General features: G+C 60.5%; 14 protein-coding genes. 10 read left to right on the top strand and 4 right to left on the bottom strand.

All coding sequences use genetic code 11. The features are described from left to right. The first annotated feature begins 28 nt into the window (after positions 1-28). The 4 genes from FDY93_RS15450 (at position 29) to FDY93_RS15435 (ending at position 3,637) form a co-directional block, all read left to right on the top strand. The gene (locus FDY93_RS15450; protein WP_138236664.1) at positions 29-1,081 is read left to right on the top strand and encodes a COX15/CtaA family protein; all 1,053 of its coding nucleotides are present in this window, start codon (positions 29-31) and stop codon (positions 1,079-1,081) included. Positions 1,082-1,140: 59 nt separating this feature from the next. After that, a complete protein-coding gene (cyoE, locus tag FDY93_RS15445) occupies positions 1,141-2,049 on the top strand; it encodes a heme o synthase (RefSeq protein WP_138236663.1) in 909 nt (302 codons plus the stop codon). Between the two features lie 2 nt (positions 2,050-2,051). Next, a complete protein-coding gene (locus FDY93_RS15440) occupies positions 2,052-2,720 on the top strand; it encodes an SCO family protein (RefSeq protein ID WP_138236662.1) in 669 nt (222 codons plus the stop codon). A gap of 125 nt (positions 2,721-2,845) precedes the next feature. Then, positions 2,846-3,637, top strand: a complete 792-nt coding sequence (locus FDY93_RS15435; protein WP_171019010.1) for a CPBP family intramembrane glutamic endopeptidase — start codon at positions 2,846-2,848, stop codon at positions 3,635-3,637. A gap of 21 nt (positions 3,638-3,658) precedes the next feature. Here the strand turns inward: FDY93_RS15435 and FDY93_RS15430 are convergent, their stop codons facing one another. Then, positions 3,659-4,468: an iron chelate uptake ABC transporter family permease subunit gene (locus tag FDY93_RS15430; protein ID WP_138236660.1), complete on the bottom strand. Its 810-nt coding sequence runs from the start codon at positions 4,466-4,468 to the stop codon at positions 3,659-3,661. Then, positions 4,465-5,235, bottom strand: a complete 771-nt coding sequence (locus FDY93_RS15425) for an ATP-binding cassette domain-containing protein (RefSeq protein ID WP_220446220.1) — start codon at positions 5,233-5,235, stop codon at positions 4,465-4,467. The genes FDY93_RS15430 and FDY93_RS15425 overlap by 4 nt, the downstream gene beginning before the upstream one ends. Positions 5,236-5,390: 155 nt before the next feature. Here FDY93_RS15425 and FDY93_RS15420 point away from each other — a divergent pair, with 155 nt between their 5' ends. Next, complete coding sequence (locus tag FDY93_RS15420) at positions 5,391-6,335, top strand: metal ABC transporter substrate-binding protein (RefSeq protein WP_246068601.1); 945 nt, start codon at positions 5,391-5,393, stop codon at positions 6,333-6,335. A gap of 30 nt (positions 6,336-6,365) precedes the next feature. On the opposite strand, the gene FDY93_RS15415 is transcribed toward FDY93_RS15420, so the two are convergent. Then, on the bottom strand, positions 6,366-6,791 hold the full coding sequence (locus FDY93_RS15415; RefSeq protein WP_138236657.1) for a hypothetical protein: 426 nt from the start codon (positions 6,789-6,791) through the stop codon (positions 6,366-6,368). A gap of 213 nt (positions 6,792-7,004) precedes the next feature. Here FDY93_RS15415 and polA point away from each other — a divergent pair, with 213 nt between their 5' ends. The 3 genes from polA to FDY93_RS15400 all read left to right on the top strand — a co-directional run bounded on the left by polA (position 7,005) and on the right by FDY93_RS15400 (position 11,275). After that, positions 7,005-9,749: a DNA polymerase I gene (polA, locus tag FDY93_RS15410; protein ID WP_138236656.1), complete on the top strand. Its 2,745-nt coding sequence runs from the start codon at positions 7,005-7,007 to the stop codon at positions 9,747-9,749. A gap of 850 nt (positions 9,750-10,599) precedes the next feature. Further along, positions 10,600-11,079, top strand: a complete 480-nt coding sequence (locus FDY93_RS15405) for a hypothetical protein (RefSeq protein WP_138236655.1) — start codon at positions 10,600-10,602, stop codon at positions 11,077-11,079. Positions 11,080-11,095: 16 nt separating this feature from the next. Beyond that, positions 11,096-11,275, top strand: coding sequence for a hypothetical protein (locus FDY93_RS15400; protein WP_138236654.1), 180 nt, complete (start codon positions 11,096-11,098; stop codon positions 11,273-11,275). A gap of 33 nt (positions 11,276-11,308) precedes the next feature. Here the strand turns inward: FDY93_RS15400 and yihA are convergent, their stop codons facing one another. Continuing rightward, positions 11,309-11,992 (bottom strand): ribosome biogenesis GTP-binding protein YihA/YsxC, encoded by a 684-nt coding sequence (yihA, locus tag FDY93_RS15395; RefSeq protein ID WP_138236653.1) that lies wholly within the window; start codon positions 11,990-11,992, stop codon positions 11,309-11,311. A 136-nt stretch (positions 11,993-12,128) separates the two neighbouring features. On the opposite strand from yihA, the gene FDY93_RS15390 reads away from it, so the two are divergent. Then, entirely contained in the window at positions 12,129-12,779 is a 651-nt protein-coding gene (locus tag FDY93_RS15390; protein ID WP_138236652.1) for a c-type cytochrome, read from the top strand. 213 nt (positions 12,780-12,992) lie between these two features. Next, a complete protein-coding gene (locus tag FDY93_RS15385) occupies positions 12,993-13,670 on the top strand; it encodes a thiol:disulfide interchange protein DsbA/DsbL (RefSeq protein ID WP_138236651.1) in 678 nt (225 codons plus the stop codon). Positions 13,671-13,680 lie beyond the last annotated feature (10 nt).

Raw genomic sequence — 13,680 nt, 5'->3', positions numbered from 1 at the left:
CGGCGAAGAAAAGCCAGGAGAGAGCGCAATGGATGTCGAATCCGATGTCACCGAACTTCGAAAAAATTACAAGAAAGACTGGCGCTTCCGCCTCGCGCTGATTGGCACCGGGCTCGCGCTGGTGGTTGTGGTTCTGGGCGCTTTCACTCGTCTCTCCCACGCCGGCCTTGGGTGCCCGGACTGGCCCGGATGTTACGGTCATTTGCTGTGGCCCACCGAGGGCCACGAAATTGACGCGGCCAATCAGGCTTTTCCCCACGCTCCGGTAGAGACCGACAAAACCTGGCCGGAAATGGTACACCGATATTTCGCGGGTATGTTGCTGCTGTTGGTGGCCGGCCTCACCTACATGTTCTGGCGCCGCCGCGGCCACCGCGGGTTTGTTCAGAGTCACATACTGCTGGGGCTGATTGTGCTGCAGGCGGCATTCGGCATGTGGACCGTCACTCTCAAATTGTGGCCGCAAGTGGTTACCGCCCATCTTCTGGGTGGCATGGCCACACTGGCGGTGCTGTGGATGCTGGCAGAAAGGCTGCGCTACCGGAAACGCCAGATACCACCGCATGAATTCACCGCGCTGCAGAACCTTCGCCCGCTGGCGGTGGCGGCGGTTATTGCAGTGGGTTTGCAGATCGCCCTCGGGGGATGGACCAGTTCCAATTACGCGGCTCTTGCCTGCCCGGATTTCCCCACTTGTCACAACCAGTGGTGGCCGGCTGCCGACTTCAGTCAGGGCTTTAACATTGCGCAGCAGATCGGTCCGAACTACCTGGGTGGTGCGCTGGAGGGCGAAGCGCGCACGGCTATCCACCTGACCCACCGTATTGGCGCCATTATTGTCAGTCTTTTGGTGTGTCTGGTGGCGCTGCGCGCGTGGCAGGCGGGTTCGCCGCGCTGGGCGCTGGGACTGGTTGCGGTTCTCGGGTTGCAAGTGGCCCTGGGAATTGCGAATGTGGTGATGTCGCTGCCACTGCCAATCGCGGTGGCGCACAACGCAGGCGCGGCGCTGCTGCTATTGAGCTTGCTGACATTTTGTTACCGGATCAATACGGTGCAGCCGTCGATAAGAAATTGCGCGTAGCTAAAACATATCGCCAAATGGAATTTGGCAAAAATAATAATCACAACGAGGTGGTAAGCATGAGTATCCAGGCAGTAAGTGTTCATCGCGCCGGCTGGCGCGACTACTACGAGCTCACCAAGCCGCGGGTGGTGATGCTGATGATCCTCACCTCGGTGATTGGCATGCTGTTGGCGGTGCCGGGTATGGTGCCGCTGGATATTCTACTGCTGGGTAATCTCGGCATTGCGTTGTGCGCCGGCTCCGCCGCCGCGGTCAATCATCTGGTCGATCGCCATGTGGATATAAAAATGGCGCGCACTACCAATCGTCCGGTCGCCCGCGGCCGGGTCGAGCCGCACAAGGCGCTGTTGTTTGCGCTGGTGCTCGGTTGTATCGGCATGGGGATTCTCATTGCCTTCGTCAATCCGCTCACCGCCTGGCTCACGCTGTTCTCCCTGTTGGGCTACGCCGTGGTCTACACCATGTTCCTGAAGCGCGCGACGCCGCAGAATATTGTCATCGGCGGACTCGCTGGCGCGGCGCCGCCGTTGCTCGGCTGGGTCGCAGTGACCGGCGACGTGCACGGCCATGGTCTGCTGCTTGCGCTGATCATTTTTGCGTGGACACCGCCGCATTTCTGGGCGCTGGCCGTACACCGCCGCGATGATTACGCCAAGGCGGAAATCCCGATGCTGCCGATCACCCACGGCGTGCACTACACCAAGATTCATATCCTGCTGTACACCATCATCCTGTTTGCCGTGAGCCTGTTGCCATTTGCCACCGCTATGCTCGGCTGGATCTATCTGCTGGGTGCGGTGGTGCTCGGTATCGGCTTCCTCTACTGGGCGGTGGAAATGTTGCGGGATAAAAATCCCAAGGCGGGCATGGAAACGTTCAAGTACTCCATCATTTACCTGATGGCGCTTTTCTGCATTATGCTGCTGGATCACTATCTGGTGGCACTGCCGACCAGCGGGGTATAAACATGAGCAGTCAGGTTCAGCACACGCCCGAGCAAAGGCGCGGCATTCTCATGACGGTCGTGGCCATCACGCTGTTTATTTTTGCGGTGCTTGCGGGCTTTCTGCACAAAATGGGGCAGCCGCGGGTGATCACGGACGCAGAGCTGCGGGCCAACGGCGCCATCAAGCTGGAGCGCCCGCGCATTCTGGATGAATTCGAGCTGCTTGCGGACACCGGCGAGCAATTTACGACCAAACAGCTGGCGGGCCGCTGGACCCTGGTGTTTTTCGGCTTTACCCACTGCCCGGATGTGTGCCCGGCCACCCTTTCGACTCTGAACAGCTTTTACCTGACGCTGGACGAAGACACGCGCAAAGATACGGATATTCTGCTGGTGTCCGTCGATCCGCAGCGGGACCGGCCGCAGCAGCTGCACGACTACGTGCGCTACTTCAATCCGGAGTTTGCCGGTGTCACCGGGGAGTTTCTCAATCTCAAACGTTTTGCCAACCAGCTGAATGTGCCATTCAACAAAGTGCCTCTGGAAGACGGCAATTACACCGTCGACCATGGCTCCCAGGTGGTACTGATCAATCCCCGCGGTCACTACCACGCTTTTTTCAAGGCCCCGCTCGATCCTGCAAAAATGAAACTGACGTACCGCTCCATGCGCACAACCTTTAACGGCTGACAACAGATTCAGGGTGTTTTTTTCGAAGCAGGTCTCATGACGGGCATCGTGTCCTGAATTTGCAGGCGACAGCCGCTATGATGGCGCCAAATGTCCCTTTCTTGAAAATTGAAAATGGATTTTCTATGTTTTCACTCAATGTCCAGCAGGGCGCGCCAGTAATTCGCACTGCGGAACCCTTCGACAACAAAAGCCTCTGGCTGCCCGCTGCCTTTCTCTGCCTGCTCGCTATTCCCTTTGGCTGGATCGGCGTATTTGCGCCGGCTATCTGGCTTGGGCTGGTGGCGATCGAAAACACCGCAGGCTGGAAAAAGGCCGCGAGCTTTTTAATCACCGGACTTCTGATGCTGGTGGTCAACAGCGGCGTCATTCCGGGTAATGAACACATTGCGGTGCTTGCGCCATACAGCGACGCCGAAGGCAATCTGATTTACGCGAGCTTCCGCCCGGCCAAGGCGGCCATTGCCCTGACTATCGTTGTGTTCATGCTGATGCGGCCACAACCATTGCGGCGCGCCGACCTGCCGCTGATGCTCGCGGTAATCGCGGTCCCGATTGTGGCCGGTGCATTCCTGATCGGCGTTGCCCCCAAGCTGAATGCCACTATCGCCATCGCCGCGCTGATTAATCTGCTGGTCGTGTGTATTGCCGAGGAGGGATTCTTCCGCTGGGTGTTCCAGCGCGGCCTGGACACCTGGCTGAAGAAATGGAAATGGGTGGGCACATGTATCGTCGCCGCCATTTTTACTGGCCTGCACACAGGTTGGGCCGCATCGCCCACCTTGCTGGCGCTGGTTGGCGTCGCGGGGCTTGGCTACGCGCTGGTATGGCAGTTGCGCGGGAGCTTCTGGGCCTGTGTGCTCACCCACTGGGGCGTGAACCTGCTGCATATGACGCTGCTGAGATATCCCGGCTGAATGCCGGGATACGGGTTTCAATCACACCGCCTCGCGACGACAAAACTGCCCCAGTAAAAACAGAATTCCCGCTGCCAGTACAATAGACGGCCCCGCCGGGCTGTCCCAGATTACCGAGGCAGCGAGGCCGAGTAGCACGGATACACAACCGATCACTGAAGCGAAACCGGCCATTTGCTCCGGGGTCGAGGAGATCCGCCGCGCGGTAGCCGCGGGAATGATCAGTAGGGCGGTGATCAGCAGTACACCCACCACTTTCATGGCGATGGCGATCAGCAGCGCCAGCATCAACATCAGCGCCAGGCGCACTCTTTCAATGTTTACGCCTTCCACCGCAGCCAGCTCCTCGTGCAGAGTGAATGCCAGCAGCTTCGGCCACAGCCGCCACAGCAGCAGGGCGATGATCACTGTGGCGGCGGCCATCAGGATCAGGTCGCGGCCGGAGACCGCAAGCAGATCGCCGAGCAGCAGCGACAACAGGTCCACATTGATATCCAGTAGGCTCACGGTGATGATCCCCAGTGCCAGCATGGAGTGAGAGAGGATCCCCAGCAGCGTATCTATCGACAGATTCTGGTGGCGGTGGAAATACACCAGCAACAGCGCCAGCAGGCAGCTGCTGGCGCCCACCGCGAGGGTGGACTGGATATGCAGTACAAAACCGAGGGTTACGCCGAGCAGGGCGGAGTGGGCGAGGGTGTCGCCGAAATAAGCCATGCGGCGCCACACCGCAAAGCAGCCGAGCGGGCCGCTGACCACGGCGACCAGTAGTCCGGCGGCGAGGGCGAACCACAGAAACTGGCTGTGCAGCAGCTGGGAAAATTCGTTCACGGTGCGTCCTGGTCCGGTTTGTTTTGGGTATGGTTGTGCCTGTGGGCGTGATTGCAGGCGCTGTTGTCCACCACCTCGCCACCGAGGCCGTGCTGGTGATTGTGCTGGTGGGTGTAGAGCGCGAGCTTGTCGCCGAACATCTCCAGGTACACCGGGTCCCTGCTCACCTGCTCCGGGTGGCCGTGGCAGCAGATATGCTGGTTGACGCACAGCACGCGGTCGGTGGCGGCCATCACCAGGTGCAGGTCGTGGGAAACCAGCAGTACGCCGCAGTGCAGTTCGTCGCGCAACTGCGCGATCAACTGGTAAACCTCGCTCTGGCCGCCCACATCCACCCCCTGGGTGGGTTCATCCAGTACCATCAGTTGCGGTTTGCGCGCAGCTGCCCGGGCCAGCAGCACACGCTGCATTTCACCCCCGGAGAGATCCGCCAGCCGCGCATCCGCCAGCTGTGGCGCACCGACGCGGGCGAGGGCATCGGCGATATTCACTCCATCAATTCCCAGTTGCAGGAAGCGTCCCACGGTCATCGGCATGGTGGCGTCGATTTGCAGGCGCTGTGGCATATAACCCAGACGCAGGCCGGGACGGCGCTCCACTCGGCCGGAAGTCGGTTTTGTCAGCCCCAGCAGCAGGCGCAACAGAGTGGTTTTGCCGGCGCCGTTGGGGCCGATGACGGTGACAATCTCTGACGGGTGCAGCTCCAGGGAAATATTCCGCAGCAGTTGCCGCCCGGCGATTTCCAGGCCGAGATTGTGGGCGCGGATAAGCGGTGCGGGTGCGCTCAGGGGAGACTCCAGATCGGGTGTTTAGCTAACCGGGATGGGTGAATTCGGCTGGCGAGTGTAAGCCGGGTGTGATTATATCGCACTATTTTTCGCCAACCCGGGACTCGCACCCGGTGTCGAACCAGGTAGTCATGTTGAAGTTTCTGTCTCAGCGGGCATCGCTGAAAACCGCCGTTATCCGTTTGCTTGTTCCCGCGCTGGGTGTGCTGCTGCTGGCGTGCGGAAAACCGCAGCCCGATCGGCCCGCACCCGGCGCTGAGATTGTGGCAAGTGTTGGCCCGCTGGCGATGATCACCCGGGAAATTGCCGGCCAGGAGGTTCCTGTTCGTCAGCTTATACAGGGCAGCGATCCCCACCACTATGCACCTACGGTCACCGACCGCATGGCGATGGAAAAGGCCCAGCTGGTGATCTGGATGGGACCGGCGATGGAATCGGTGCTGGCGCGGCAGATGTCGCTGCTGCCGGCGGATCGCCAGCTCGGCCTGCTGGAAGCCGGAGGCTATGAATTTGACGGTGCGGAGGAGGACGACCCCCACCTGTGGCTGCGCCCGCGCAACGCGTCGGTGATGGCCGCGCATATCGCCACTCGCCTGGGCGAACTGAATCCCGCACAGGCAGATGCCTACCGCGCGCGCGCGCGGGACTTCTCCCGCGCCATGGCCAACCTGCAGAAAGTGCAGGACCGTGCGCTCTGGGGCTACCGCGATGTGCCCATTGTTTCTACCCATAAAGCCTACGGGCATTTCTTCGGCGCGGCCGGGGTAAAAGTGGAAAGCCTGGGTAGCTCCGCCAGCCACCAGCACGGCGCCCGCAGCATGCTCGAGAAACAAGCGGCAGTGCCGGCCGAAAGCCGCTCGGAGACCACACAAGGCGGCTTCGTGCGCGGCTGCCTGTTCGGTGAAGTCCCGGCCAATGACCGCGACCGCCAGACCGCTGTGCATCTCAAGCTCGGCTATCAGGCTCTCGATCCGCTGGGCGCACTGCTGCCCGCCGATGCGGACTATCGCCAGCTCATGGAGCAACTGCTGGCGGATGCGCGTCTGTGCCTGAGCCGTGTGCCCGACCGCAGCCAGTGAGCGCGTCGGCGCCTGGTCGACTCCAACGAATCAGGACGGCTCCTGCTGTGCATCGACGCCCTCGGCTTCCTGCGCCGGCTGACGTTCCCCGGCTTTTTGTTCCAGCTTTGGCGGCTGCTCAAGTTTGACCGGCACACTTTCCGCGCCCGCCGGCACCAGTTGCCCCTGCTGCTGGTGCGGCGATTCCCGAGCGGCGGTTTCCTCACCCGCGATGGCATCCTCGCGACGCACCGCTGCCAGTTGCTTGCGCAGGGACTTTTGCAGATGTTGTAAGAGTTCCTGGCGCTGTTGCTTCGCTAACTGCGCGGCGTCGATTTTGCCTTCGGCGACCTGCTCCGCCATCTTCGGCGCAGGGTAGCCAATGACCTCCACATGCTCCATGGCGTGATCCGCGGCCTGTGCGCCACCGGCCAGAACCGCAGCCAGCAACACCGCGGAATAAAGGCGGGGTTTCATGGTGATTACCTCTGTGCGTCTTCCCTGATACAAGCCTAGAAGCCCCCGTGCGGGTGGTGGTGACACTGCGATGACTGGCGCGATGCAGGCGGCGGAAAGAAAGCGGCTGAAGGAGCGTGATGGAAAAGAATGGGCGCGAGCGCAGCGAAATCCGGCGAACGCGGTTATCCTGTCGCCCTGCCATTTACCTGCAACCGAATTCCCCGATTTTCTATGAGCAATGACAAAAACGCCGCAGCACCCCTGATCCTGGTCGACGGCTCCTCCTACCTTTACCGCGCCTTCCACGCCCTGCCGCCACTGGCTACCAGCAAGGGCCAGCCCACCGGTGCCGTGCGCGGGGTGATCTCCATGTTGCGCAAGCACCTGAAAGAGCATCCCGATAGCCCGGTGGTGGTGGTGTTCGATGCCAAGGGCAAGACCTTTCGCGACGAGCTGTTTGAGCACTACAAGTCGCACCGCCCGCCAATGCCGGACGACCTGCGCGCGCAGATCCAGCCGATCCACGACATCATCGATGCCATGGGCCTGCCGCGCCTGGTGATCGACGGTGTGGAAGCGGACGACGTGATCGGTACCCTGGCACTGCAGGGCGCCGAGCTGGGCATGGATGTCATCATCTCCACCGGCGACAAGGACATGGCGCAGCTGGTGCGCCCCGGCGTCACCCTGGTGAACACCATGTCCAACACGGTGCTGGACGTCGATGGAGTAAAAGAAAAGTTCGGTGTGGGGCCGGAGCTGATCATCGACTTTCTCGCGTTGATGGGCGACAAGGTGGACAACATCCCCGGTGTACCCGGCGTTGGTGAGAAAACCGCGCTGGCGCTGCTGCAGAATCTCGGCAGCCTGAAAGACATCTACGCAAATCTGGATGCCATTGCTTCGATCAACGTGCGCGGCGCCAAAACCCTCGGCAAAAAAATGGCCGAACACAAGGACGCCGCAGACATGTCCTACGTACTTGCCACCATCAAGACCGACGTGGCGATGGAGCACAGGCCCGATGCGCTGGCCAATGGCGAGCCGGACAGCGAACGATTGCGCGAGCTGTTCACCGAACTGGAGTTCCGCAGCTGGGTGGATGAGCTCGGCGGCGGCGGGGATGCTGAGTCGGCGGTGGAAGCGCTGGCGGTCGAGCGCAACTACAGCGTCATCACCGATGAAAAGGAACTGGATAACTGGCTGGAAAGACTGAAAAACGCTGAGGTGTTTGCCTTCGACACCGAAACCACCAGCCTCAACTACATGCAGGCGAAACTGGTGGGGGTGAGCTTTGCGGTGGAAGCCGGAGAGGCAGCCTATCTGCCACTCGCCCACGACTTTATGGGTGCGCTCGCACAGGTGGACTTCGACAGCGCGCTCAACAAGCTCAAGCCCATTCTCGAGAGCGAGAAGTACCGGAAAGTCGGCCAGAACCTCAAGTACGACAGCCATATCCTGGCCAACTACGGTATCGAACTGCGCGGCATCGCGCGCGATACCATGCTTGAGTCATACGTGCTGAACAGCACTGCCGGTCGCCACGATATGGACAGCCTGGCGCAGATGTATCTCGGTGAAACCACGATCAAGTTCGAGGACATCGCCGGCAAGGGCGCCAAGCAGCTCACCTTCAACCAGATCGAACTGGACAAGGCAGGCCCCTACGCGGCGGAGGATGCGGATATCACCCTGCGCCTGCATCGCGAGCTGAGCAGTCGTCTCGAAAAAGAGCCCAGCCTGGTAAAAGTGCTCGACGAGATTGAAATGCCACTGGTGCCAATACTTACCCGCATCGAGCGCAACGGGGCCTATATCGATGCGGCGATGCTGAAAAAGCAGTCCGGTGAGTTGGAACAGAAAATGCGCGAGCTGGAGCAAAAGGCATTTGAGGAAGCGGGGGAAGAATTTAATCTCGGTTCCACCAAACAGCTCGGTACCATTCTGTTTGAGAAACTGCAGATCCCGGTGATCAAGAAAACTCCCAAGGGGGCGCCGTCTACCGCGGAGCCGGTGCTGCAGGAACTGGCGCTGTCCCACCGACTGCCGGCACTGATCATGCAGTACCGCGGCATGGCCAAGCTGAAAAATACCTATACCGACAAGCTGCCGCTGATGATCGACCCGGCCACCGGCCGTGTGCACACGTCTTACCACCAGGCGGTGGCCGCTACCGGGCGCCTGTCGTCTTCGGATCCTAACCTGCAGAACATTCCGATCCGCACCGAGGAGGGCCGCCGTATCCGCCAGGCGTTTGTGGCCGATCCGCGCATCAACGGCGGCAGCGTGATTGTGGCCGCAGACTATTCACAGATTGAACTGCGCATCATGGCGCATCTGTCTGGCGACAAAGGTCTGCTGGACGCCTTCGCCGAGGGGGCCGATATCCACCGCGCGACCGCTGCGGAGGTATTCGAGGTGCCGGCGCAGGAAGTCAGCGACGAACAGCGCCGCCGCGCCAAGGCGATCAACTTCGGCCTGATTTACGGTATGAGCGCCTTCGGTCTCGCCAAGCAGCTGGATATTCCGCGCGCAGATGCGCAGACCTATATCGACCGCTATTTCGCGCGCTATCCCGGGGTCCTCGCGTATATGGAAAATACCCGCAAGCAGGCGGCGGACAAGGGCTATGTGGAAACCCTGTTCGGCCGCCGTCTGTACCTGCCGGAGATCAACTCGCGCAACGCCATGCAGCGCCAGGCCGCCGAGCGCACCGCGATCAACGCACCGATGCAGGGCACCGCGGCGGACATCATCAAGCGCGCGATGATCGCGGTGGACGGTTGGTTGCGCGAGGAAAAACTCAAGACCCGCCTGATCATGCAGGTGCACGATGAGCTGGTACTGGAAGTGCCGGCGGACGAGCGCGAGCGGGTGGTGAAGCGGCTTCCGGAATTGATGCAGGGGGCGGCGAAACTGGATGTGCCGCTGATTGCGGATCTGGGAGAGGGGGCGAACTGGGATGAGGCGCACTAAATGTAAGAGTCCCGGAACTTGGATGCGAAGGTGCCGATGCCGGGTACTGCCTTGTGAGACCTTCTAAAACAGGGATGTTTTATAAGAGCCCCCAGGGATGGGGTCACGGCGTGTCTCACAAGGCAGTACCCGGTAGCGGCGCCGCCAGAGCGTCCCGTTTCAACGCGCCACTAAATATTTTTTCGATTTTTTTCAGAAACGGCGGAACTACCCGAAAACGGGGCTCTCTAAGAAGCAGATCGTTGGATTGCAACATCATCCCCAAAGCTTAGTCAGAAGCCCCTCGCCCCGAGACTACCCCCATCGGGGCTTTTTTTTGCCTGAATTTTGAGCGACTGATGGCGCGTGTGCCTGAACATTACCTACAGGCGCGGGTTTTGATCACCTGCGGGGGAATAAAGTCTCAGAACAGAAATAATATGCCCCCGGCTGGGAGAAATGTGGGATACAGTTTCAGCATCCGACAGTGGCGAAAAAAGTGGGGAACCTTCGCCGCCGAGCTTAGTCTTTGTATTGAAGGAAATGCATCGGATGCAGTGGAATTTGGGTGAGAACCCAAGGATGCGCCCGTCCCCCTGGGCGCATTCCCCAAGTGCCCGTCCCCAAGGGCACTGACCCCTGGCCGGCAGCTGCAATCTGCCGGCTTTTTTTTGCCTGTCTTTCCGACAAGGTCACTTCTTCATTCCGGTTTGCACCGGGAAATCGGGCACTTAATTACAGTCTAGTAGAATTCTGGCGGAGCAAGCCTCCTGTGCGTAGCAGAGTCCCGCTTTATCAATTGAAAATGATAATGCTTCGCATTAGCATGGTTTCGAGTAGACTTTCTGTATGCCCGGAACGAGGAGTTGCCGTGAACCTGAGATATCTGTGTGCCAACCACCGCCAGTGGTTGATGAGTGATGCGCGCCGCGCGGAGCAGGCGTGGCTGGACTGGCTGGAGCGGGGCAGCCTGCTGTGCGAGGAGGGGCAGTTCGCCGAGGCGGTGCCGTTTCTGGGGTGTGCGTTTGAGTTGGCAGACTTCCTGCTCGGTGCGCGCGCACCGGGATATTCTGTGGCCGCGATGCGCTTTACCGACAGCGCACGCCTGTTGATCGACGCCTACCGCCAGCGCGGTGACAGCGGGCACGCCAATTATGTACTGGTCACCTCCAGTTCCCGCCTGGCGCGGGAGTTGGCGGACCGCGCCCGCTACCAGCTGACGGCGGACTGTATTCGCACGCTGTACACTGCCGAGGCGAGCATTCCCGAGCCCTGGCGCGGGCGCGTTCGCGATGCGCGGGCCGGCGGGGTCCAGGCGGCTGTGGGCAGTGCGGCAACAAGGTTGCACTGAAAGAGGGGGGAGCCCCATGTCCGCGCGCGACAATTACCTCAAGATTCAGATCAGCCAGCAGGCGCTGGCGTCGTTGATTGCCGGCCGCCATCTCACCGCGGAACAGCTGCGGGGGTTAAACCCCGCGGCCCGAAGGGTGTTGCGCAGGATTCTGCTGGACAGCCTTAAAGAAGAGGCGCTTGGCAGCAATCCCTGAGCCCACCTGCGCCACTGCCTGCCGTACACACGTTTAATCCGAGTTGCCGTCCTCGCTGCCGGCGTCTTCCTCATCTATCTCCTGTGGCTCTCCCGCAGGCAGTGCCAGCCACTGGTTCAGGCGCTGTTCGAGCTTTTCCAGCCCCTGGCGTTTGGTGGCCGAGAAGGTCTGCACCGTCACATTGGTAAACAGGTTGAGGGCTTTCAGCTCCTTTTCCACCGCAAAACGCGCGTTGTTGGCGGGGCCGTTCTTCAGCTTGTCGGCTTTGGTCAACAGGATATGCGCCGGCAGGCCGGAGCTGACCGCCCAGGTCAGCATATGCAGGTCAAACTCCTTCAGCGGCTGGCGGATATCCATCAGCAGCACCAGCCCCTTCAGGCAGCGGCGCTGTTCCAGGTAAAAAGCCAGGTGGCGCTGCCACTCGTCCTTCATCGAGCGGGTTACCTTGGCGTAGCCATAGCCGGGAAGGTCGACCAGGCGCTGATGTTCAGTCAGTGAGAAAAAATTGATCAGTTGGGTGCGCCCCGGAGTCTTGGAGGTGCGCGCCAGCTTGCCGTTGTTGGTAAGCGCGTTGATGGCGCTGGACTTGCCGGCGTTGGAGCGCCCGGCAAATGCCACTTCGGCACCGGAATCCTCCGGGCATTCGGCGAGGGTGGGCGCGCTGGTAAGGAATTGCGCGCGGCGAAAATTGATTTGTTCTGGATTGGATTCAGACATGAGTCTTCCCGGTACACTCAGATGGCGCGCAAGTATATAATGCCGCGGTTTTATCGTCGCTGATGGCTGCCGGGCGTATGGTTGCTGCCAGCAACGAAGATCGGATGCAGAACCTCAGCGCGCAACAGGACGACGTATGAACAGCATTATAAAGAAGGCCGCTCTGGCTTTGGGGATGGTGGCGTTTGCCCAGTTGGGCCACGCCGCCGGTGACGCCAGTGCGGGCCAGGCCAAGGCGGCCGTTTGCGCGGCCTGCCACGGTGCGGATGGCAACAGCCCGGCGCCGACCTTTCCGAAAATCGCCGGTCTCGGTGAGAAGTACCTGCTCAAGCAGATGCACGACATCAAGGATGGCACGCGCAAAGTGCCGGAGATGACCGGCATGCTGGACAACCTGAGCGATCAGGACATGGCCGACGTGGCGGCGTATTTCAACGCCCAGAACATGCAGCTGTCCGGCTCCGAAGCGTTCTCCGTGATGCTGAACAGCGGTGACAACGTCGATGGTCTGGCGCTGGGTCGCAAAGTGTTCCGCGCTGGTAACTCAACCACCAATGTCCCCGCATGCATGGGCTGCCACTCTCCCACCGGTCAGGGAAATGCCCCTGCGGGCTATCCGCGTCTGTCCGGTCAGTATGCCGAGTATGTGGAAAAACAGCTGCGGGCTTTCCGCGAGGGCACCCGCGCCAACGACGGTGATACCCGTGTCATGCGCAGTGTGGCCAAGCAGTTGTCCGATGCCGAGATCAAGGCGGTCGCCAATTATGTGGCCGGTTTGACCGAGTAATCGGCAACAGAGCAGGATAAAGAGGCCGGTCACTGACCGGCCTTGTCGTTTTTAGCGTATGGTTTCCGGGTTTTGGGACGCGGTTTTCGGAAGCCGGGTTGCGCCGCCCGCGTGGAACTTCAATAATTCCCACGGTCTATATTCAGGCCGGCGTCAGCTACCCAGGCGGACAATGCCGGCGGTAAACAGAATAAACGTTTGGAGTGAGTACTTATGAGAGCCGTTGTCGCCCTATTTACCATGCTGCTGAGCCTCGCGGCCTGCGCCCAGGAAACCCCGGGGAAGTTCAACGCCGGTGAGTACTACGAAGTGCTGCCCCAGGCCGTCGCCCAGGACGACAAAAGCAAGGTCGAGGTAACCGAACTCTTCTGGTACGGCTGCGGCCACTGCTACCACTTCGAGGCGCCGCTGAAGAAGTGGAAGAAAGACATGCCCGCCGACGTGGCGCTGGTTAAGATCCCCGCTATCTGGCAACCGGTGATGGAAATTCACGCGCGTCTGTTCTATGTGGCTGAGGCCATGGGTGTGCTGGACAAAATGCACGACCCAATCTTCAGCGCCATTGCCCAGCAGCGCAAAATGTTTGCCACCCGCGACGGTCGCGAGTGGAAGGCGGACGACGCCGCCATCGCCGAGCTGTTCGACAAGAATGGCGCTGACGGCGCCAAAGCGGTGAAACTGATGGACTCCTTCGCCATCAACAGCAAGATCAAGCAGGGCCAGGCCAAGCAGCGCGCCTACAAACTCTCCGGTACCCCGGAGATGGTCGTGGCGGGCAAATACCGTGTAAGCACCTCACTGCCAGGCTATAAGGGCAAATCCGACGGCCAGCAGATCATGCTGGACGTGGTCGACTTCCTGGTGGAGAAAGAGCGCGCCGAAAAGGGCTGATCGCCGCCGC

Origin of the sequence: Microbulbifer harenosus, assembly GCF_005771435.1 — a bacterium.
In the GTDB taxonomy this organism is placed as follows: Bacteria; Pseudomonadota; Gammaproteobacteria; order Pseudomonadales; family Cellvibrionaceae; genus Microbulbifer; species Microbulbifer harenosus.
The sequence above is the reverse complement of the archived record's forward strand: the minus strand, read 5'-3'. Positions and strand labels throughout refer to the sequence as shown.